Here is a 21,034-nt window from a genome sequence, read left to right on the forward strand (position 1 = left end):
ACGGCCACGTTGCAACGACGTTGCAACTGTGTCCCCGGAAATGCCCTCAGCTTCGCCTCGCCACTTTCGGCGCCCCCGACACCGGCGGGCCCAGCCCGAATTCGACTTGAAGCTCGCGGATGCGGGTCAGCGCCATGGGGCGGTCGGGGGCGGTCGGGGCGAGCAGGCGGGCGTACGCCTCCCAGACCTCCAGGTCGTCGGCGCCCCACGGGGAGTGCAGCCAGGTCTGGAGCAAGGTGCGGTCACGGGCGGCCAGCAGCGCGGAGCGGAGGCGGTCGTCGACCAGGCGGCGCAGGCGCGCCACGCCCGGGGCGTCGGACCCGGGCAGGAGCGGTCCCGCGTACGCCTCCAGCGCGTCCGCCACGCGGCCGTGCTCGAGCAGCGCGGTGACCGTACGGAAATCCGCCTCGACCTCGGCCCGCAGCCGGTAGGGCCGGGACTCCATCAGCTCGGGGCCCAGCGCCCGGCGCAGACGCGACAACTCCGCGCGTACGGTCACCGGGCTCGCGTCGTCGCCGTAGACCCCGAACGCCAGCTCGTCACCCGTGCTGCCCTCGGGGTGGGCCAGCAGCATCACCAGCAGCTCGGAGTGGCGGCGGCCGAGGCGCCACTGCCGGCCCTCGAAGGTCAGCAACGCCTCGTTGCGCCCGAGCGCGACCACCGAGCCCGCGGTCGCCGGCGCGCTGCGATGGCCGCGCAGGTAGGCCTCGGCGGCCAGCGCGGTGGCGCGGACGAGGGCCAGGCTGTGCGGGTTGGCCAGGTGGTCGCCGCCGGTGACGTCGATGGCGCCGAGCAGCCGGCCGGTGCCCGGGTCGTGGATCGGCGCGGCGGCGCAGGTCCAGCGCTGCACGCCCCGGCTGAAGTGCTCGGTCGCGAAGATCTGCAGAGGATGGTCGACGGCCAGGGCCGTGCCCGGCGCGTTGGTGCCGGCGTGGGCCTCGTCCCAGCGGGCGCCCGGCACGAAGTTCATGCGTTCGCCGGCTCGCAGCACCTTCGCCGTTCCCTCGACCCACAGCAGCCGGCCGTAGGCGTCGCACACGGCCATCAGGTGCTCGCCGTCCTCGGCCAGGCCGCCCAGCAGGTCGCGGAAGATCGGCAGCACGCGCGCCAGCGGGTGCGCGGCGCGGTAGGTCTCGAGGTCGTCGTCGCTCAGCTCGATCGGGGCGGTGGCGTCGGGCCCGGGCAGCGCGACCGCCGAGCGCCGCCATGATTCCGCCACCACGGACCGCACGGCAGGGCCGTCCTGTTTCTGCCCGGCCAGGAACAGCTCGTGAGCGCGTCCGACCTGCCGCATGCGCTCGACGGGGTCGGCGCCGGCGTCGAGAGCGAGCCACGGGTTGGGCACGGAGGCACCTCCAGACCCCCATCGTGACCCCCATCACGCTCGACGACAAGCTTTGTTCGGTTGACGCTGCATCGTTGCTGATATGCCGTTCTTCTGCCTCCGGTAATCTCGGCGGGTCACCGGCGACGGGCTCGAGGGGGAGCAGTGTCTGATCTGTCCAAGATCGTCAAGGCGTACGACGTCCGGGGAGTCGTCCCGGACCAGTTCGACGAGGCGGTTGCCCGGGCTCTCGGCACCGCGTTCGTCGAGATGTTGCGCGAGTCGGGCGACAGCGCCGACGAGATCGTGACCGCGCACGACATGCGGGAATCCGGCCCCGGCCTGGCCGCCGCGTTCGCCCGGGGCGCCAACGCCGCCGGCGCCGCGGTCGTCTCCATCGGCCTGGCCTCGACCGACGAGCTCTACTACGCGTCCGGCTCGCTGGGGCTGCCCGGCGCCATGTTCACTGCCAGCCACAACCCGGCCCAATACAACGGCATCAAGCTGTGCCGCGCCGGCGCCAAGCCGGTCGGCCAGGACAGCGGCCTCGCGGTCGTCCGGCAGCGCGCCGAGGCCCTGCTCAACGACCTGAACGCCGAGGCCGACGGCCCGTCCCGGCTCGAGACCCGCGACCTGCTCGGCGCCTACGCGGCCCATCTGCGCTCGCTGGTCGACCTGTCCGGCATCCGGCCGCTCAAGGTCATCGTCGACGCGGGCAACGGCATGGGCGGCTACACCGTCCCGGCCGTCCTGGGCGACCAGGTGCTGCCCGCCCTGCCGCTCGAGATCGTGCCGATGTACTTCGAGCTCGACGGCTCGTTCCCCAACCACGAGGCCAACCCGCTCGACCCCAAGAACGTGGTCGACCTGCAGAACGCCATCCGCGAGCAGGGCGCCGACATCGGCGTCGCGTTCGACGGCGACGCCGACCGCTGCTTCATCATCGACGAGAAGGGCGACCCGGTCTCGCCCTCGGCGATCACCGCCCTGGTCGCCCGGCGCGAACTGGCCAAGTTCCCCGGCAGCACGGTCATCCACAACCTGATCACCTCCCACGCGGTGCCCGAGATCATCACCGAGGCGGGCGGCACGCCGGTGCGCAGCCGGGTCGGCCACTCGTTCATCAAGGCCGAGATGGCCCGGTCGAACGCGGTCTTCGGCGGCGAGCACTCGGCGCACTACTACTTCCGGGACTTCTGGTTCGCCGACACCGGCATGCTCGCGGCGATGCACGTGCTCGCCGCGCTCGGCGGCCAGGACAGGCCGTTGTCCGAGTTCGCCGCCGAGTACGAGCGCTACAGCGCCTCCGGCGAGATCAACTCCACGGTGGCCGACGCCGCCGCCAAGACCGCCGAGGTGCGGGCCCACTTCGCGGGGGCCGGCTTCGACGAGCTCGACGGTCTCACCGTGCAACTGCCCGACGGCGCCTGGTTCAACCTGCGCGCCTCCAACACCGAGCCGTTGCTGCGGCTCAACGTCGAGGCCGCCAAGCCCGACCGCATGGCATCCCTGCGCGACGAAGTGCTCGCCATCGTCCGTAGTTAGGATCAGGTCGCAGTAACGCCCGCATATCTAGAAGGAGCCGCGCGGTGGCCCTCGATCCCCAGCTGTTGGACATTCTGGCCTGCCCGGACACGCATCACGCGCCGCTCACCCACGACGCCGACGCGCAGACCCTCACCTGCACCGAGTGCGGGCGCATCTTCGACATCCGCGACGACATCCCGGTGCTGTTGCTCGACGAAGCGCGTCTGCCCGGCAACGGCTCCGGCCCGGGCGGGGTGGCCTGATGGCGGGCCCGCTCGAGGGTGGCGTGCCCGGCGTCGCCGGGCACCGGCACGCCGACGAGTCCCTGCTCGACGACGAGAAGTCGATGCTGGCCAACGACCCGGGCGGCATGCTGCGGGCCACGGCGTCGGCCGGCGCCCAGGTGCGTGAGGCGGCTGCGCTGGCCGCCGAGACCGACCTCAGCATGCTGGCCGACGAGGGCCGGCCCCGGGCCGTTGTCGTCGCCGGCATCGGCACGGCCGGCCTCACCGGCAGCATCCTGTCGACTGTGGCCGGCCCGCGCTGTCCGGTGCCGATCATCGGCCACCGCAGCCCCGGCCTGCCCGGCTGGGTCGGCGCTGCCGACGTGGTCATCGCTGTCTCCGCCTCCGGCCGCAGTCCCGAGGCGCTGGCCGCGGCCGAGGCGGCGGCCCGTCGCGGCGCCCGCCTGGTCGCCGTGGGCAACCCCGATTCCGAGCTCGAGGCGATGGCCGCCCGGGCCCGCGCGCCGTTCTTCGCGGTGCCCCGCCGCGCGCCCGCCCGGGCAAGCCTGTGGGGGCTCGCCGTGCCGGTGCTGCTGGCCGCCCGTGCGATCGGCCTGGTCAAGGTCAACGAAGCCGACCTGGCCGAGACCGCGACCCGGCTCGACGCCGACGCCGAGCGCTGCCGTCCCGGCGCCGACTCGTTTGTCAACCCGGCGAAGGCGCTGGCGCTGAGTCTGGCCGGCTCGATCCCGATCGTCTGGGGTTCGTCGCCGCTGGCCACCGTGGCCGCCCGTCGCTTCGCCGACACGCTCGCCGCGAACGCCCGCTACCCGGTGATGGCGGGCGCGCTGGGCGAGGCCGGCCGGGGCCGGGTGGGCCTGCTCGACGGCGTGTTCGGCGGGCTCGCCGAGTCGTCCCGCGACATCTTCGCCGACTCCGACACGGAAGAGACCTCCGCGACCCGTCTGCGCCTCGTGCTGTTCCGCGACGGCGGGCTCAACCCCGAGGAGGACGCGGACGAGCCGGTCGCCGTCGAGGAGCGCCGGGCCGACGCGGTGCAGACGCTGGCCGAGCGCCGGGGCGTGCGCTGCGACGTGCTCACCGCCGAGGGTGGCTCCGCGATCGAGCGGCTCGCCTCGCTCACCGCGGTGCCGGACTTCGCCTCGCTCTACCTCGCCCTCGCGCACGGGCTCGACCCGATGGCCGTGCCCGCGATCAGTGAGATGAAGGAGCTTTCAAACCCGTTGCCCGAGGGAATGCAGTGACCGCTTCCGGCGGACGTCACTGCGGGGTAGGGGTATGAGTGCTGAAGGTGGTACCAGGGCGATCGTCGCGGCGCTGGTCGCGAACGTGGGCATCGCCGCCACCAAGTTCGTGGCCTGGTTGCTGACCAGCTCGTCGTCCATGCTGGCGGAGTCGATCCACTCGGTCGCCGACTCCGGCAACCAGCTTCTGCTGCTGCTCGGGGGCAGGCGGGCGAAGAAGCAGGCCACCCCGGAACACCCGTTCGGATACGGGCGTGAGCGCTACATCTACGCGTTCATCGTCTCGATCGTGCTGTTCAGCCTGGGTGGTCTGTTCGCGCTCTACGAGGCCTGGCACAAGATCAGTGAGCCGCATCCCATCGAGAGCTGGCAGTGGGTGCCGATCGTCGTGCTGCTGTTCGCGATCGGACTCGAGAGCTATTCGTTCCGGACGGCGATCAGGGAGTCCAACCACACCCGGGGCGACACGTCCTGGGTCGACTTCGTACGCCGGGCCAAGGCGCCCGAGCTGCCTGTGGTGCTGCTCGAGGACTCGGGCGCGCTGCTCGGCCTGATCTTCGCGTTCTTCGGTGTGGTGCTGACCCTGATCACCGGAAACGGCGTCTGGGACGGCGTGGGCACCGCGGCCATCGGCCTGCTGCTGGTCGGCATCGCGGCGATCCTGGCGGTCGAGACGAAGAGCCTGCTACTGGGCGAGGGCGCCGACCCCGAGGCCACCCGGCGCATCGAGGCGGCCGTGCTGGCCGGCGAGGGCATCGAGCGGATCATCCACATGAAGACGCTGCACCTGGGGCCCGAGGAGCTCCTGGTCGCTGTCAAGATCGCCGTGCCGGGTTCGGAGCGGGCCGACGAGGTGGCCCGCCATATCGACGAGACCGAGATCCGCATCCGCGAGGCGGTGCCGATCGCCCGAGTGATCTACATCGAGCCGGACATCTACCGTCCGGCGGAGTCCACGGTCACGCCCGGGTAGTTTCACGGGCATGAGCGTTCTTCCGCTGACCGGGGTCGTCCGCCCGTACGCCTGGGGCTCCCGCAACCTCATCGCCGAGCTTCAGGGCCGGCCCGCCCCGACCGACGAGCCGGAGGCTGAACTGTGGCTGGGCGCCCACCCAGGCGACCCGGCCACCGTCGCCGCCAAGGACGGGCCGGTCAGCCTGGAGGCGCTCATCGCGGGCGACCCCAAGGGTCAGCTGGGCGAGCCGGTGCTCGAGGCGTTCGGGCCGCGCCTGCCCTTCCTGCTCAAGGTGCTGGCGGCGGCTGCGCCGCTGTCGCTGCAGGCGCACCCCGACCTGGAGTACGCGAAGCGGGCGTACGCCCGGCAGGAGGCCGATTCCAGCCTGCCCAGGAACTACACGGACGCCAACCACAAGCCCGAGATGCTGGTGGCGATCACGCCGTTCGAGGCGCTGTGCGGCTTCCGTGAGCCCGTCGCCGCGGCCGAGGCGCTGGACGCGTTCGGCCTCGCGTCGCTGGCCCCGGTGGTCGAGGCGCTGCGTGGCGGCGACCTGCGCACCGCCGTGCGGAGCCTCCTGACGTGGCCCGCGGACGACCGTGACCAGCTGGGCGGCGTGGTCGCGGCGACAGCCCAGCGAGCCGGAAGCCACCACCCGCAGGCGGCCTCGCTGGCGCTGGCCGCCGATCTGGCTCAGCACTATCCGGGCGATCCCGGCGTGCTGGTGGCGCTGCTGCTCAACCACGTGCGCCTGGCTCCGGGCGAGGCGATCTGGATGCCCGCCGGCAACCTGCACGCCTACCTGCGGGGCGCCGGCGTCGAGCTGATGGCGGCCAGCGACAACGTGCTGCGCGGGGGCCTGACGCCCAAGCGGGTCGACGTGGACGAGCTGCTCAACGTGCTGCGCTTCGAGGTCCTCGACGACCCGATCCTGCGCAGCGCCGAGGTCGCCCCGGGCGTCTCCACCTGGCAGGTGCCGATTCCCGACTTCCAGCTGCTGCGGGTCGAGCTCGACGGCGCCCGTCCGCCCGTCGAGGTGCCCGCCACGGGCCCGCGCATCATCCTGGCCACGGCGGGCGACGTCTTCGTGGGTGAGAGCGTCGACGGCACCCCCGTCGAGCTGACGCCCGGCAGGGCCGCCTACGCCTCGGCCGACGCCGGCGCCATCAAGGTCGCCGGCACCGGCCAGGCGTTCGTGGCTGCCGTCCCCGCCTGATCCACTGGCTGCTTCTGCGCGCCGGCTGACTGCGCACAACCCCTCCAAAACAGGAAATTTCCGGATTTGCTTGACAGGTACGTGTGCGGAGTGTGAATCTATAAACACGCAGCGTCATTGGTGATCGGGGGGTCCCACGGGCGCGCGCGGTACCAAACCGGGGGGATGAACGGGGCGGTGGGTCCAGGCCCGCCGTCCCGTTCGCTATGTCGCCGCCGGGGTGGGTCAGGCATGGGCCGGGGCCCGTCCGCAAGGGTGCGGGCGGGCCCCGTTTTCCGGGTCGGTGGTGTTTGCCGCCACCCCGAGCCCGTGGTCCGTTTCCATTACGGCACGACCTCTGACCTGCATGCAAGTGCATAGGGTGGGGTGCAAGTTGCAGACAGCGACGGGTGCACCGTTATGGTGTTCTCGTGGCTAGGGCGACGTCGACCGCACGACGCGAGCTCGGGAACGAGCTGCGCCGTCTTCGTGCCGACCGCCGGGCGGCCGACGTCGCCACCGCGCTGGGCTGGTCCGAGTCGAAGCTGAGCCGCATCGAGACGGCGCACACCGGCATCACGGAGCCCGACCTCGACCGTCTTCTCACCTCGTACGGCGTACGCGTGGAAGACCGTGACCGCCTCCGTGAGCTGGCCCGCCGGGGCCGCGCCCGCGCCTGGTGGACGCCCTACCGCTCCTCGGTCCCCGACCCGTACGACGAATATGTCGCCCTCGAGGCCGAGGCCGTGCTCATCAGCGAGTGGGAGCCGCAGGTCGTCCCCGGCCTGCTCCAGACCGACGAGTACGCGCGCGCCGTGATCGAGGTCGGGGCCGATGTCGGCGCCGCCGAGACCATCCAGCGCCGCCTCGCGCTGCGCATGGCCCGCCAGGCTGTGCTGACCCGCGACCCCACCCCGGTCCTGCGCATCGTTCTCGACGAGGCCGTGCTCCACCGCCAGGTCGGCGGCCCCGAGGTGCTGCGCCGCCAGCTGGCCCGGCTGATCGAGGCGAGCGAGCGCCCCGGCGTCGAGCTCCTGGTGCTCCCGTTCACCGCCGGCGCCCACGCGGGCATGACCGAGCCGTTCATGGTTCTCGAGTTCGAGGCGGGCACGCGGGCCTCGGTCGTGCACAGCGAGGACCTCACGGGTGGTCTCTTCCGGGTGAAGCCGGCCGATGTCGACGTCTACCGCGACGCCCTCTCCGACCTGCGGGAACGCGCGATGTCGGCAGAGATGAGCCGAACGGCCATCGCTGAAAGGGAGGAAGCGCTCCGCCTTCAGACCGCATCGTGAGCTGAAATGGAGGCGCACAACCTCCTGGAAGGGGACCCACGATGCAGGACGCCACTCTCACCTGGCGCAAGAGCACTCGAAGCGGAGCCGCCGGCCACTGCGTCGAGGTCGCGACCGTTCCGTCGACCGTGCTGATGCGCGACTCGAAGGACGTCGCCGGCCCGGTGCTCGCGTTCGGCGACACCGATTGGGCCGGGTTCATCGACGGCGTGCGGGACGGGGAGTTCGACCGGCCCCGCACCTGACCCACGAAAGGGCGGCCTCCTGCCGGGGCCGCCCTTTTCGTCCGGCCTGCCGCATGTATCCCGACTTCCGGTCCCTTAGGCTGAGACTTGTTTTACGCAAGATCGCCCCCGGGGTACGTGGGGTTCGGGAGGACAGTGCAATATTGGACCGCATGAGAGCCCGGGTACTCGTCGTCGATGACGATCCAGCGCTGGCCGAGATGCTCGGCATCGTCCTGCGGAGCGAGGGCTTCCTGCCTTCCTTCGTGGCCGACGGGGAACGCGCTCTGGCCGCTTTCCGGGAAAATCGGCCCGACATCGTGCTGCTCGACCTGATGCTGCCCGGCATGAGCGGGATCGACGTGGCCCGGGCGATCCGCGCCGAGTCCGGCATTCCGATCGTCATGCTGACCGCCAAGAGCGACACGGTCGACGTGGTCCTCGGCCTCGAGTCCGGCGCCGACGACTACGTGGTCAAGCCGTTCAAGCCCAAGGAGCTGGTGGCCCGCATGCGCGCCCGGCTGCGGCGGGGCGAGGACGCGGCGCCCGAGATGCTGACCATCGGCCCGCCCGGCAACCAGATCACCATCGACGTGCCGGCGCACACCGTCGCCCGCGACAGCGAGGAGGTCAAGCTCACCCCGCTCGAGTTCGACCTGCTGGTGGCGCTGGCCCGCAAGCCGCGTCAGGTCTTCACCCGCGAGGTGCTCCTCGAGCAGGTGTGGGGTTACCGGCACGCCGCCGACACCCGGTTGGTCAACGTCCACGTGCAGCGGCTGCGCGCCAAGATCGAGCCGGATCCGGAACGGCCGGAGATCATCCTGACCGTCCGGGGGGTCGGGTACAAGGCCGGCACCGGATAGGCAGCGCGAGCGGCTAACCTTGCCGCGTGCGCGCTCCGGCCTGGCTTCCGCTTCCGGTCCGCCGCATCCTGCGGGTGGTGCGGCGTTACTGGCGTGTCCTCGTGCGCCGGTTCTCGGTCTGGGCCTCCCCGGCCCACCGCGCCTGGCGCCGCTCGCTGCAGCTGCGGGTCGTCACGCTCACCCTGGTCGCGTCCAGTCTGCTGGTCGCCGCGTTCGGCTGGTTCATCGCCGACCGCAGCGCCAAGATCCTGCTCAGCCGGGCCCAGGACGAGGTCCAGGTCTCGATGCGCAACAAGGTCGGGTACGCGGAACAGCAGCTCACCGTGCACCCGCAGGCGCGCGATCCGCGGCTGCCGTACACCTTCACCACGATCGTCGGTCAGCTGGCCGACGGCGACCCGGCCGAGTCCGGCGGCTCGGTGGTGTCGATGCGGGCCGGCCAGAATCCGGAGCTGCCGTCGATCACCTCGCCCAACGTCCCCACCGAGGAGCTGATCACCGCCGACCTGGTGCGCCGGGTCTCCGACGACGGCAAGGTGGCCAACCAGATCGTCACCGCCCGGGTCAACGGGCACACCACGAAATACCTGGTCACCGGCTCGCCTGTGCCCACCAGCTTCGGCCATGTCGAGCTCTATTACATGGTGCCGCTGACCACTGAGGACAGCGCGGCCAACCAGATCCGCACGACCGTGCTGGCCACCGGTCTGGCCCTGGTCATCATGCTCGGGGTGATCGCCGGCCTGGTCACCCGGCTGGTCGTGACCCCCGTCCGGGTCGCCGCCCGCACGGCCCAGCGGCTCAGCGCCGGCCTGCTCGACCAGCGTATGAAGGTCGACGGCGAGGACGACCTGGCCCTGCTCGCGGCGTCGTTCAACCAGATGGCGGCCAACCTCCAGCGCCAGATCGTGCGGCTGGAAGAGCTGTCCCGCCTCCAGCGCCGGTTCACCTCCGACGTGTCCCACGAGTTGCGTACGCCGCTGACCACCGTCCGCATGGCGGCCGACCTGATCTTCGCCGAGCGCGACGAGTTCGACCCGGCGGTGGCCCGCAGCGCCGAGCTGCTCCAGGCCGAACTCGACCGGTTCGAGAGCCTGCTGACCGACCTGCTCGAGATCAGCCGCTTCGACGCCGGGTTCGCCGCCCTCGACGCCGAGCACACCGACCTGGTCCCGATCGTCGAGCGGGTCGCCGACGGGCTGACCGGCCTGGCCGAGCGGGTGGGGGTCGAGATCGAGCTCCGCCTGCCCGACACGCCGGTCATCGCCGAGGTCGATCCCCGCCGGGTCGAGCGGGTGCTGCGCAACCTGGTCGGCAACGCGGTCGAGCACGGCGAGGCCAAGCCGGTGCAGGTCACCCTGGCCTGCGACGACGCGGCGGTGGCGGTCACCGTGCGCGACCACGGCATCGGTCTCAAGCCGGGCGAGGAACGCCTGGTCTTCAACCGGTTCTGGCGGGCCGACCCGTCCCGGGCGCGGCAGACGGGCGGCACCGGCCTCGGCCTGTCGATCAGCGCCGAGGACGCGCGTCTGCACGGCGGCTGGCTCGAGGCCTGGGGCGCGCCCGGCGAGGGCGCCCAGTTCCGGCTGACCCTGCCGGTGCGTTCCGGCGACAGGCTGCTGGCCGCGCCGCTCCCGTTGATCCCGCGCGACCGGGCCCCGGCGCTGCCGTCGCCCGAAGGTGCGGCGGCCGAGGCAGTGAAGGCGGAGGTGGTCTGATGAGGCGCCTGCTATGCACGGTCGCGGTGGTGGCCACGATGCTGGCCGGTGGCTGCGGCATCCCGGCCGAAAGCGACGTGACGATCCTCGGCGACGGCCCGCCCAGCGGCGTGTCGGTCGACGACGACGGCAGCCCGCCCGTCCAGTACGCCCGTCAGGACACCACCGACCTGGAAGAGTTCGCTGACAACTATCTGGAGGCGGCGGCCGGCGACCCGGAGACGGCGCTCAACCGGGTCAAGGCGTTCCAGGCTCCCGAACTGGCCAACCGGTTCCCGACCGGCAACGACATCAAGGTCATCCGCGAGACGGAACGGCCGCTCTACTCGCCGGGCGACTCCGAGATCACGTTCATCGTGCAGGTCGTCGGCACGCTGCGGGCCAACGGTGTGCTCCAGCCGGCCGACACCACGTCGTCCCCCACCCGGTACAAGCTGCGCATCGGCGAGATCGCGGGCGAGGACGGGCTGTTCGTGCTGAACGCTCCGCAGGCCATGCTGATGACCGACGAGACGCTCAACCTGTTCTACCAGCGCCGCACGATCTACTGGTGGAACAACGAGAACACCGCGCTCGTGCCCGACTTGCGCTACATGCCGCGCAGCGTGCCCACCGTGCAGCAGCCGACGACCATCCTCGGCTGGCTCACCGGCGCGCCCGCGCCCTGGCTCAGCGACGCCGTCAACAGCCTGCCCACGGGCACCCAGGCCGCCGACAACGTCCCGGCGATCACCAACGACACGCTGGAGATCAGGCTCAACGACAAGGCCGTCCCGCAGGGCGCCGACCCGGAGGCCCTCGACCGGCTGCGCCGCCAGTTGCAGTGGTCGATGCAGCCGGTGCCGCGCACGATCTCGATCGCCATCGGCCGCAACGAGCCGGTGCCCGTCACCGACGGTGAATTCTTCGAGAGCAACCGGGCGTACCGCCTCGACGAGGACCCGGAGCGGTTCGCGATCCTCGGCGGCGGCATCCGGCGGCTGAAGGGCTCGCCGAGGGCCGACGAGGACGTGCCGGTGATCAAGCCGGCGGCCAACCGCGACATCGCCTCGGCCGCGATCAGCGCGTCGCCGACCCGGGCCTACATCGCGGTGGTGACCGGCCCCGAGGGGCAGCGAAGGCTGCGGGTGGCCGACGCCCCGCTGGGCGAGCAGGCCGACATCACCGAGGTGGTCGGGCTCTCCGGCCGGCTCGGCACCCCGGTCTGGGCCCAGCTGCCCGCCGGCGGCGAGTCCACCCGGACGATCGGGCTGATCACGATGAACGGCCACGTCTACGCGTTCGGGGGCGCCGGCTCGCGGGCCCAGCGGGTCGAGTGGCAGGGCGATCCCGGCCCGGTCACCGCGCTCTCGGTGGCGCCCGACGGGCACCGGGTGGCCGTGGTCAGCGGCGGGCGGCTCTATCGCGCGGCGCTCAACACCAGCGGCGACGGCATCACGCTGGGCCTGCCCGAACAGGTTCTGCCGCCCACCCTCAAGGTCGTGACCGCGGTCGCCTGGAGCAGCGAGGACTACCTGGTGGTGGCCGGCGCCCGGCGCGACAACCGCTACGCGGTGCTCGACGTGACCGTCGACGGGGCGCTCTCCACGGTCCGGCTCGACGACATCGGCGCCGAGCGGGTGACGTTCCTGTCGGCGTACCCCTCCAATCCGGTGAACGGCACCGAGCGTTCCTCGTCGGAGTCGTACGTGGCGGGCGGCGAGGCGTGGGACGTGCTGAGCGCGCCGGACAGGATCACCTCGTCGCGTCTGGCCGGCCCGCCGGTGCCAGCCCAGTCCGACGCCGTCCCGACCGCCCCGTTCTTCCTCGACTGAGCCGGACGTGCGCATGGCCGGCCTGCTGGGCGATCTAGCCGATCTGGTGCTGCCGGCCCCGTGCGCCGGCTGCGAGGCCGAGCGGGTGCCCCTGCGGTACGGCGTGTGCGCGGCCTGTGCCGCCGGGCTGGAGGCGTTGCGGCCCTTCCGGCGGGCGCCGGAGCCGGTGTCGTCCGGGCTGCCCGCATGTGTGGCGGTGGGGGCGTACGAGGGCCCGATGCGCGGCGCCCTGCTGGCCTACAAGGAGAAGGGCCGGCATCGGCTCGCCCAGCCACTGGGCAGCCTGCTGGCCGTGGCGGTGACCCGGCTCGCGCCGAAGGGCCGGCCGGTGACGCTCGTGCCCGTGCCGTCGACGGCCGCCGCGGCGCGCGAGAGGCACGGCGATCACATGCTGCGTCTGGCCGCACACACCGTGCGGCGGTTACGCGCCGCCGGTTGGGAGGCTGATATCAGTCCTCAGCTCGAAGCGTTACCACGTCCCGACTCTACGTCACTGAGCGTGGCCGGTCGGCGCGCCGCAGCTGAGGATTCGCTGCGAATTCGGCGGGCCCGAATCGGCGTTCCGCGGCGCACCGCGCCCCGGAAAGGCACGCTGGTGGTAGTCGATGACATCGTCACCACCGGAGCCACGCTGGCCGCGGTGACACGCCGGCTCGAGGAGGCAAAGATGCAGGTCGATGGGGCTGCGGTGTTGGCCGCGACACAACTCCGCGGAACGTCTACTTCCGGTTTCGCCGGTTTCCCGCCTGACGGCACAGAAAAGGTGAACCTCGGGCATCTGGTATCCCGAACGAGGGGTGACGCGGGAGCATCGGCACGTTAGCGTCTTGGTGACGAGGGTATGAGATCCGTCTCGACCCGCTCCATCCTTCAGGCGCAGCGCGTCCGCGATCCGCCGCACCGGAAAGGAGTCGTCCCCTTCGCGATTGGTCACGCACGGTGAGTTGACCTCCAGGTCGACCACGGCGTCATCGCGCAGAATTCACCACCGCATCATCACCACCGCGTCGCAGTTCGGCGCCCCCGGCACCCCGTCGATCGGGCGCCTGCAAGACAGAAACGTTGGGGGAGGTCACGAGTGGACATTGTCGTCAAGGGCCGCAACGTAGAGGTTCCCGACCACTATCGGGAACACGTCGCCGACAAGCTGAGCAAGGTCGAGCGTTACGACCAGAAGCTGATCCGGGCCGACGTCGAACTGTTTCACGAGCGCAATCCGCGCCAGTCCGACATCTGCCAGCGAGTTGAGATCACCGTCGTGACGAAGGGCCCGGTCATTCGAGCCGAGGCCTGCGCGAAAGACTTCTACGCAGCCCTGGACTGCGCCATCACCAAACTCGACGGCAGGCTGCGGCGTTCCGCCGACCGCCGCCGGGTGCACCGAGGGCGTCACGCGCCCCTCTCGGTCGCAGCGGCCACCGCCGGTCTGCCCACCGATCTGAGCCTGGCCCAAACGGCCGAGGAGACCTCGACGGTCGCCACCGCCCTCGCGGAACACGACGAGGACCTGCCGTGGCGCATCGTGCGGGAGAAGGAACATCCCGCTGATCCCATGACCGTCGACGACGCCCTCTTCCAGATGGAGCTCGTCGGCCACGACTTCTACCTGTTCCTCGACAAGGACAGCGGTCGCCCCAGCGTCGTCTACCGTCGGCGTGGCTACGACTACGGCATCCTGTCGCTCGGAACCACGGGCTAGTCACCCGAATCAGCCGAGGGCCTTCAGTCCAGGAGGTCCTCGGCGAGGAGGACGTACTGCACGTCGTCGGCCCGCTTCCCGTCCGGGCCGGGCAGCCGCGCGCGCAAATATGCCTCCCGGTGGAATCCCGCCTTCTCGAGCACGCGCTGCGAGGCCACGTTGTCCGGCGCCGCACCGGCGATCAGCCGCGCCACGTCGGTCTCGGCGAAGACCCACAGCGACAGCAACTGGGCGGCCCGGGTCGGAAGACCTCGTCCGCGGTACGCCGGCATCATGCTGTAGCCGATCATGGCCTGTTGCGTGAACGGGTCGTCGTAGAAGAGCCCGATGTCGCCGACCGGCTCGCCGGTGACCGCGTCCTCAATCACCAGGTCGGCGCGTGTGCCGCCGAGCCACTGCGTCTCGGCCCGGTCGCACCGCCTACGGATCCGCTCCGCGGTCGGCGGGTCCGGCGGCACGCTCGTGGCGACCACCTCGGGCAGATTGAGCAGTGCGGTGAGGAAGTCGTAGTCGCCCGGCCCGAGCGGCCGCAGGCGCACCACGCCGTCGGAGAGCTCACCGCCGGGCAGATCCGGCAGCAGCCGCGGCTCGGGCGCCTCCGGGTCGCCGGCGAGGCGGGTGAAGACCACCATGTCGTCCCGGGCGCCGTCGCGACCGGGCTGAGCGCCGCGGCGCAGCCCCTCGCGCCGGAAGGCAGCGGCCATGGCGACCCGCTGGCTGACCGGGTTGTCCAGGTGGGTGAGCAGCTCGAGCCGCTCCAGGCCGTGGCCCAGCGCATGCGTGCTCAGCGCCCGCAGCGCCGCCGTGGCCACGCCGCGCCGCCGCGCCCACGGTCCGACCCAGTAGCCGACCTCGGCCTGCCGGCGGAGCGGCACCACCTTGTCGACGCCGATGCCGCCGAGCAGCTCGTCGGTCTCCGGATCGGCGATGGCGTAGAGCGCGCCGCCCTCGGCCGAGGTGGCCACGACGTGCTCGGCGAGGTAGCGCTCGGCGTGCGCGACCGTGTACGGCGACGGCAGCGGCGGCAGGAAGCGCCGCGAGAGCGGATCGTCGAATCCGGCGGCCAGCGCGTCGGCGTCGTCGGCGCGAAACGCCCGAAGGCGTACGCCGGTGCCGTTGATCTTCGCTATGGTCTCGCCCTCTCTCGTTCTCCCGGCCTATCCTGCCGGAATGGCTCCGCTCTGAGCGAACTTGATGCGAAGTTTCCCACCGTTTGTGCGGTTAACCCGAGGCTCGGGTCACAGCTCCGGCCGAGGGGTGCCTACGATGGTTCGGCAGACTGTCTAGGGGAGCGCTGACCCGTGTCGATTTTGGAAAAGGTCCTACGTGCCGGCGAAGGCCGCATGGTGCGCCGGCTCAAGGCGATCGCAGACGCGGTCAACTCGATCGAGGACGACTACGTCGACCTCACCGATGACGAGTTGCGCGAGTGCACCCAGCAGTTCCAGGAGAGGGTCGCCGACGGCGAGTCGCTGGACTCGCTGTTGCCGGAGGCGTTCGCCGTCGCCCGCGAGGGCGCCAAGCGCGTTCTCGGTCAGCGGGCGTACGACGTCCAGCTGATGGGTGGCGCCGCCCTGCACTTCGGCAACATCCCCGAGATGAAGACCGGTGAGGGCAAGACCCTGACCGGCGTGTTCCCGGCCTACCTCAACGCGTTGAGCGGCAAGGGCGTACACATCATCACGGTCAACGACTACCTCGCCCAGCGCGACGCCGAGTGGGTCGGCCGGGTGCACGTGTTCCTCGGCCTCACCGTCGGGGTGATCCTGCCCAACCGGCCCGCCGCCGATCACCGCGCCGCGTACATGTGCGACATCACGTACGGCACCAACAACGAGTTCGGCTTCGACTACCTGCGCGACAACATGGCGTGGTCGAAGGACGAGCTGGTGCAGCGCGGCCACAACTTCGCGATCGTCGACGAGGTCGACTCGATCCTGATCGACGAGGCCCGCACCCCGCTGATCATCTCCGGCCCGGCCGAGCACTCGGCCCGCTGGTACGGCGAGTTCGCCGCGCTGGTCGGCCGCCTCCAGCGCGGCAAGGAGGGCGAGGCCGACTACGACGTCGACGAGGCCAAGCGCACCATCGCGATCACCGAGCGCGGCGTGGCCAAGGTCGAGGACCGGCTTGGCATCGACAACCTCTACGAGTCGGTGAACACCCCGCTGGTCGGCTACCTGAACAACGCCATCAAGGCCAAGGAGCTCTACAAGCGCGACAAGGACTACATCGTCGACGACAACGGCGAGGTCCTCATCGTCGACGAGTTCACCGGTCGCATCCTGCACGGCCGTCGCTACAACGAGGGCATGCACCAGGCCATCGAGGCCAAAGAGGGCGTCGAGGTCAAGCAGGAGAACCAGACCCTGGCCACCATCACGCTCCAGAACTACTTCCGGCTGTACGACAAGCTCGGCGGCATGACCGGTACGGCGCAGACCGAGGCCGGCGAGTTCAACAGCGTCTACAAGGTCGGCGTCGTGTCCATCCCGACCCACCGGCCGATGATCCGCATCGACCACCCCGACGTCATCTACAAGACCGAGAAAGCCAAGTTCGAGGCCGTCATCGAGGACATCGCCGAGCGGCACGCCACCGGCCAGCCCGTCCTCGTCGGCACGGTCTCGGTCGAGAACTCCGAGATCCTCTCGACGTTGCTGCGCCGCCGCGGCATCCCGCACAGCGTGCTGAACGCGAAGTTCCACGCTCAGGAAGCGACGATCATCGCGCAGGCCGGCCGCAAGGGCGGCGTCACGGTGGCCACCAACATGGCCGGCCGCGGCACCGACATCCTGCTCGGCGGCAACCCCGAGTTCCTCGCGGCCAACGAGCTGCACCAGCGTGGCCTCGACCCGGTCGAGAACCCCGACGAGTACGCGAAGGCGCTCGAAGAGGTCCTGCCGGTGTGGAAGGAAGCCTGCGAGGAGGAGGCGTCCGACGTCACGTCGGCCGGTGGCCTCTACGTTCTCGGCACCGAGCGGCACGACTCCCGCCGGATCGACAACCAGCTCCGCGGTCGTTCCGGCCGGCAGGGCGACCCGGGCGAGTCCCGGTTCTACCTCTCGCTGCAGGACGACCTGATGAAGCGGTTCCGCGCGGGCGCCGTCGAGGCCGTCATGGAGCGGTTCAACATCCCCGACGACGTGCCCATCGAGTCCAAGATGGTGACCCGGCAGATCCGGTCGGCCCAGACCCAGATCGAGGGCCAGAACGCCGAGATCCGCAAGAACGTCCTCAAGTACGACGAGGTGCTCAACAAGCAGCGCCAGGTCATCTACGCCGAGCGCAAGCGCGTGCTCGACGGCGAGGACATGCACGACCAGGTCGAGCACATGATCGACGACGTGGTCCACGACTTCGTCGTCGCCGCGACCACCGACGGCTACGCCGAGGACTGGGACCTCGACCAGCTGTGGGCCAACCTGAAGCGGCTCTACCCCGTCTCGATCACCATCGACGACCTGATCGAGGAGTCGGGCGGCGACCGTCAGGCGGTCGACCAGGAGTTCCTCTCGGCGCAGCTGAGGGAGGACGCGCTGGCGGCCTACCGGACACGCGAGGAGGAGCTCGGGCCGGAGGCTCTGCGCGAGCTCGAGCGTCAGGTGCTGCTCAGCGTTATCGACCGCAAGTGGCGCGAGCACCTCTACGAGATGGACTACCTGCAGGAAGGCATCAACCTGCGGGCGTACGCCCAGCGTGACCCGGTGGTCGAATACCAGCGCGAGGGCTTCGACATGTTCAACCAGATGATGGAGGGCATCAAGGAGGAGGCGGTCGGGTTCCTGTTCAACCTGGAGGTCCAGGTCGAGGAGCAGCCCACGGTGACCGTCGACCCCAGCAAGGCGGTGCCCCTGCCGGCCGGCGGCGTGATGACCGAGGCCGGCGAGAACACGACCGACTCCGACCGCGTCGAGGTGCGGGCCAAGGGCCTGGGCGGCAGCCGTCGCCCGCAGAACCTGCAATACACCGCGCCCGCCATCGACGGCGAGGCCGGCGAGGGCTCCCCGGTGATCCAGCCGGCGCAGCAGCAACAGCAGGCGCCCGCGCTGGGCATCGGCCCCGGCGGCTCCCCGCTTCCGGCCGGCCCGGCCCACACCACCGGCCGCCGCCAGTCCCAGCCGGCCACCGAGTCGAACGGCCCGTCCCGCAACGCGCCGTGCTACTGCGGCTCCGGCAAGAAGTACAAGCGCTGCCACGGAGCTCCCGGAGCAGCCTGACCAACCCTTCAACGGCAATAGCCGCCGTGTTTCCCGCAGCGGCAGCCGCCGTCGTTCCAGCCGCCGCAGCTGGATTCGCCGCAGCTGCTGCCGTACGCAGCTGTCGCCGTACGCAGCTGTCGCCGTACGCAGCTGTCGCCGTACGCAGCTGTCGCCGTACGCAGCTGTCGCCGTACGCAGCCGCCGTCGCCGTCGTTTCCAGCGGCAGCCGCAGCCGCAGCCGCCGTCGCAGCCGCCGTCGCAGCCGCCGTCGCAGCCGCAACCGCAGCCGTCGCGGCCGGTCGCCGCGGCACCGGCGTTGATCGGGCGCCGGCGGTCGCCTGCTGAGGGTGAGGCCCGGGACGCCCGCTGCGGGCGTGGTCGGCGGGCGCCCCGGGGGTCCGGGTTCAGATCAGCCGGAGGATGGTGGCCCGCCAGTCGCCCTCGTGCAGTTCCAGCCGCAGGGCCAGGGCCCAGGTGCGGTCGGCGGTCAACAGGGCCACAGCGGCCTCCACAGCGCCCGGGCCGGGCTCACACAGACGGATGCGGAGCACCGCCACCGGCGACGGGCGATCGCCGGCCCGCCGGCCCGCGGCGCGCCGGGCCGGCCGCTTGACCGATTCGCGGATCTCTCGCACCCGGTGGGCCGCTGCCACACCCTGCGCGACAACCGCCGACGCCTCCATGGGGTGGGACAGCCGGCGCAGATGGGCGGCCGGGCGGTGGCCGTCGATGACCTCGACACACGTGCGGACGAAGCGCTTGACCGCGAGCTTCGCCTCGGCCGAGACGCTGGCGGCGGGGGAGTGCTGCGGCGACCCCGGCTCACCCTCGGGCGGGCCGGGCGGCGGGCGCTGCGAGGGCCAGTTGAGCGACAACTGATGTGCCGTGGCCCAGAACGACGGCTCGAGCTCGTCGTCGAAGGGTGGCTCGCAGCGTGGGGTCGGACGCAGGCTGATCGTGGGCGGGGGCTCAGGCGCCCTGGGCCGGGTCGCCTCCAGCGTCCGTCGCATCGCGGCACCACCTCATCCATTGATCTTGTGTTTGCCTTCGTTTGCCTGTGACAGCCAGTGTTGCCGGACCTGATTCGAGCGTCAACGAGCGGCGAGATCGAACCGGACCAGGCGAGAAGACGGACAAACCTGGCGGTGATCCGCAGTGGGACGCCGCATCGAGTGGTTGGCGGTGCGCCATTGTGGCGTCGGGGATGAGCGGGAAGCCGAGGCCCGAGAATCGGTGACAGGTGACAGGTGACAGGTGACAGGCGACAGGCAGGCGCCGGGGCAAGCGCCGGGGCAGGCGGGTCGGCAGGCGGCTTGCAGGCGGCAGACGGCTGGCAGGCGGCAGGCGTGCGGGTTCGTCAGGTCGTACGCGCGAACGCGGTGCCTATTCGGGATCGGGCGTGATGAGCGGGTTCTGCGCCACCCAGGCCGCGGTCTCGGCGTACTTCTGCTCGATGTACTGCTCGAGGCGGACGCGCTCGACCCGCCACTGACCGCGGCCGCCGATCTTGATCGCCGGCAGCTCGCCGCTGCGCACCATGTGGTAGACCTGCGACTCCGAGACGTTGAGCTCGGTGGCCACGTCGGGCAGCGGCAGGAAGCGCGGCTCGGCCATGACACCTCCGGTGGGCTCGGTATGCTTCAGTTTGCCACCGATGGGCCGCGGTGGCGTCATTCGGGAGCGGAAATGGCGCGCCCGGTCAGCGGGCTCGAATAGACGACGCTGGTGGTGACCGCGCCCAGTCCGGCGATGCGCCCGGTGACCTCTTCGAGGTGCCGCATCGAGCGGGTGAGCACCTTCAGCACGAAGCAGTCCTCGCCGGTCACGTGGTGCGCCTCGACGATCTCGGGCGTGCTGTCGAGCAGCGCGTGGAACGGCCGGTAGTTGCCCGTCGGGTAGCGCAGCCGGACGAACGCCATCACCTGCAGGCCCAGTCGTCCCGGGTCGAGGCTGGCCCGGTAGCCGGCGATCACGCCCGCCTCTTCGAGCCGGCGGATGCGCTCGGCGACGGCGCTGGGGGACATCGCGACGGCGCGGGCGAGTTCGGCGTACGGCGACCGGCCATCCTTCTGCAACTCGGTCAGCAGTTGCCAGTCCGTGCGGTCCAGCGCGATATCCGTGGTCATGGCGGCCAAGTAAACGCGTTTCCCCGGCCGCACGCCAGATGAGCCGGGGAACGGCCATGTAACGGCGACGTTCTCGCACCTAGCGTGGTGTGTCATGACGATCACCCCTGTGGGCCCGGCCACCCGTAACGACGCCCGCGCCGCTGCCGCCTTCTTCGCGGCCCGGCTCGCCTTCCAGACCGACGTGGCCGACGTTCGGGCGGCGCTGTCGACGGCCCAGCCCGGCTTCATCCTGATCGACTCCCGTTCGGAAGCAGCCTGGGAGCAGGGTCACATCCCCGGCGCGATCCACCTGCCTACCGCCCTGATCCCGGCGCGCGCTCTTGCCCTGCTCGACCCGGACGTCCCGGTCGTGACCTACTGCTGGGGCCCCGGCTGCGACGGCGCCACCCGAGCCGCTCTGGCCCTGGCCGAGGCCGGCTTCTCGGTCAAGGAGATGATCGGCGGCGTCGAGTACTGGATCCGCGAGGGTTTCCCGCTACGCACCCCGACCGGCGACGTCACCGCTCCGGCCGACCCCCGCACCGCGCCCACGGCCGACGTCTGCGGCTGCTGACCCGGCGTCCCCGCGTCGCGCCCGTGGCCGACGTCTACGGCTGCGACCCG

General features: G+C 71.2%; 19 protein-coding genes. 14 read left to right on the forward strand and 5 right to left on the reverse strand.

The features are described from left to right. Positions 1–46 precede the first annotated feature (46 nt). Positions 47–1,345: a GAF domain-containing protein gene (locus LXN57_RS20835; protein ID WP_251799839.1), complete on the reverse strand. Its 1,299-nt coding sequence runs from the start codon at positions 1,343–1,345 to the stop codon at positions 47–49. A gap of 144 nt (positions 1,346–1,489) precedes the next feature. On the opposite strand from LXN57_RS20835, the gene LXN57_RS20840 reads away from it, so the two are divergent. From LXN57_RS20840 to hpf, 12 genes are all read left to right on the forward strand, one after another. Further along, positions 1,490–2,869 carry a phosphomannomutase/phosphoglucomutase gene (locus tag LXN57_RS20840; RefSeq protein ID WP_251799840.1) on the forward strand — a complete coding sequence of 460 codons (1,380 nt, stop codon included), beginning with the start codon at positions 1,490–1,492 and terminating at the stop codon, positions 2,867–2,869. A 44-nt stretch (positions 2,870–2,913) separates the two neighbouring features. Beyond that, complete coding sequence (locus LXN57_RS20845) at positions 2,914–3,114, forward strand: Trm112 family protein (protein ID WP_251799841.1); 201 nt, start codon at positions 2,914–2,916, stop codon at positions 3,112–3,114. Beyond that, positions 3,114–4,340 carry an SIS domain-containing protein gene (locus tag LXN57_RS20850; RefSeq protein ID WP_251799842.1) on the forward strand — a complete coding sequence of 409 codons (1,227 nt, stop codon included), beginning with the start codon at positions 3,114–3,116 and terminating at the stop codon, positions 4,338–4,340. Before LXN57_RS20845 ends, LXN57_RS20850 begins: the two co-directional genes overlap by 1 nt. A gap of 34 nt (positions 4,341–4,374) precedes the next feature. Further along, positions 4,375–5,313: a cation diffusion facilitator family transporter gene (locus tag LXN57_RS20855; RefSeq protein ID WP_251799843.1), complete on the forward strand. Its 939-nt coding sequence runs from the start codon at positions 4,375–4,377 to the stop codon at positions 5,311–5,313. Positions 5,314–5,323: 10 nt separating this feature from the next. Continuing rightward, the gene (gene manA / locus LXN57_RS20860) at positions 5,324–6,511 is read left to right on the forward strand and encodes a mannose-6-phosphate isomerase, class I (protein ID WP_251799844.1); all 1,188 of its coding nucleotides are present in this window, start codon (positions 5,324–5,326) and stop codon (positions 6,509–6,511) included. A gap of 410 nt (positions 6,512–6,921) precedes the next feature. Then, positions 6,922–7,782, forward strand: coding sequence for a DUF5753 domain-containing protein (locus LXN57_RS20865; RefSeq protein WP_251799845.1), 861 nt, complete (start codon positions 6,922–6,924; stop codon positions 7,780–7,782). A 41-nt stretch (positions 7,783–7,823) separates the two neighbouring features. After that, positions 7,824–8,027: a DUF397 domain-containing protein gene (locus LXN57_RS20870; protein ID WP_251799846.1), complete on the forward strand. Its 204-nt coding sequence runs from the start codon at positions 7,824–7,826 to the stop codon at positions 8,025–8,027. A 152-nt stretch (positions 8,028–8,179) separates the two neighbouring features. Then, positions 8,180–8,869 (forward strand): MtrAB system response regulator MtrA, encoded by a 690-nt coding sequence (gene mtrA / locus LXN57_RS20875; protein WP_221376640.1) that lies wholly within the window; start codon positions 8,180–8,182, stop codon positions 8,867–8,869. Between the two features lie 74 nt (positions 8,870–8,943). Beyond that, complete coding sequence (gene mtrB / locus LXN57_RS20880) at positions 8,944–10,587, forward strand: MtrAB system histidine kinase MtrB (RefSeq protein ID WP_251799869.1); 1,644 nt, start codon at positions 8,944–8,946, stop codon at positions 10,585–10,587. Continuing rightward, entirely contained in the window at positions 10,587–12,401 is a 1,815-nt protein-coding gene (locus tag LXN57_RS20885; protein WP_251799847.1) for an LpqB family beta-propeller domain-containing protein, read from the forward strand. The genes mtrB and LXN57_RS20885 overlap by 1 nt, the downstream gene beginning before the upstream one ends. 13 nt (positions 12,402–12,414) lie before the next feature. Beyond that, the gene (locus LXN57_RS20890; RefSeq protein WP_251799870.1) at positions 12,415–13,224 is read left to right on the forward strand and encodes a ComF family protein; all 810 of its coding nucleotides are present in this window, start codon (positions 12,415–12,417) and stop codon (positions 13,222–13,224) included. Between the two features lie 255 nt (positions 13,225–13,479). Beyond that, positions 13,480–14,100 carry a ribosome hibernation-promoting factor, HPF/YfiA family gene (gene hpf, locus LXN57_RS20895; RefSeq protein ID WP_251799848.1) on the forward strand — a complete coding sequence of 207 codons (621 nt, stop codon included), beginning with the start codon at positions 13,480–13,482 and terminating at the stop codon, positions 14,098–14,100. Between the two features lie 23 nt (positions 14,101–14,123). Here the strand turns inward: hpf and LXN57_RS20900 are convergent, their stop codons facing one another. After that, positions 14,124–15,230 carry a GNAT family N-acetyltransferase gene (locus LXN57_RS20900; protein WP_251799871.1) on the reverse strand — a complete coding sequence of 369 codons (1,107 nt, stop codon included), beginning with the start codon at positions 15,228–15,230 and terminating at the stop codon, positions 14,124–14,126. Positions 15,231–15,401: 171 nt separating this feature from the next. On the opposite strand from LXN57_RS20900, the gene secA reads away from it, so the two are divergent. Continuing rightward, positions 15,402–18,320, forward strand: a complete 2,919-nt coding sequence (gene secA / locus LXN57_RS20905) for a preprotein translocase subunit SecA (protein ID WP_251799849.1) — start codon at positions 15,402–15,404, stop codon at positions 18,318–18,320. Positions 18,321–18,706: 386 nt separating this feature from the next. On the opposite strand, the gene LXN57_RS20910 is transcribed toward secA, so the two are convergent. The 3 genes from LXN57_RS20910 to LXN57_RS20920 form a co-directional block, all read right to left on the reverse strand. Continuing rightward, complete coding sequence (locus tag LXN57_RS20910) at positions 18,707–19,312, reverse strand: Rv3235 family protein (RefSeq protein ID WP_251799850.1); 606 nt, start codon at positions 19,310–19,312, stop codon at positions 18,707–18,709. Positions 19,313–19,685: 373 nt separating this feature from the next. Beyond that, positions 19,686–19,916 (reverse strand): helix-turn-helix transcriptional regulator, encoded by a 231-nt coding sequence (locus LXN57_RS20915; RefSeq protein ID WP_251799851.1) that lies wholly within the window; start codon positions 19,914–19,916, stop codon positions 19,686–19,688. 56 nt (positions 19,917–19,972) lie between these two features. Continuing rightward, positions 19,973–20,428 (reverse strand): Lrp/AsnC family transcriptional regulator, encoded by a 456-nt coding sequence (locus LXN57_RS20920; protein ID WP_251799852.1) that lies wholly within the window; start codon positions 20,426–20,428, stop codon positions 19,973–19,975. Between the two features lie 94 nt (positions 20,429–20,522). Between LXN57_RS20920 and LXN57_RS20925 the strand changes: the two genes are divergently transcribed. Next, positions 20,523–20,984, forward strand: coding sequence for a rhodanese-like domain-containing protein (locus LXN57_RS20925; RefSeq protein WP_251799853.1), 462 nt, complete (start codon positions 20,523–20,525; stop codon positions 20,982–20,984). The last annotated feature ends 50 nt before the right edge of the window (positions 20,985–21,034 follow it).

It is taken from the genome of Paractinoplanes hotanensis, assembly GCF_023717965.1.
Lineage (GTDB): Bacteria > Actinomycetota > Actinomycetes > Mycobacteriales > Micromonosporaceae > Actinoplanes > Actinoplanes polyasparticus.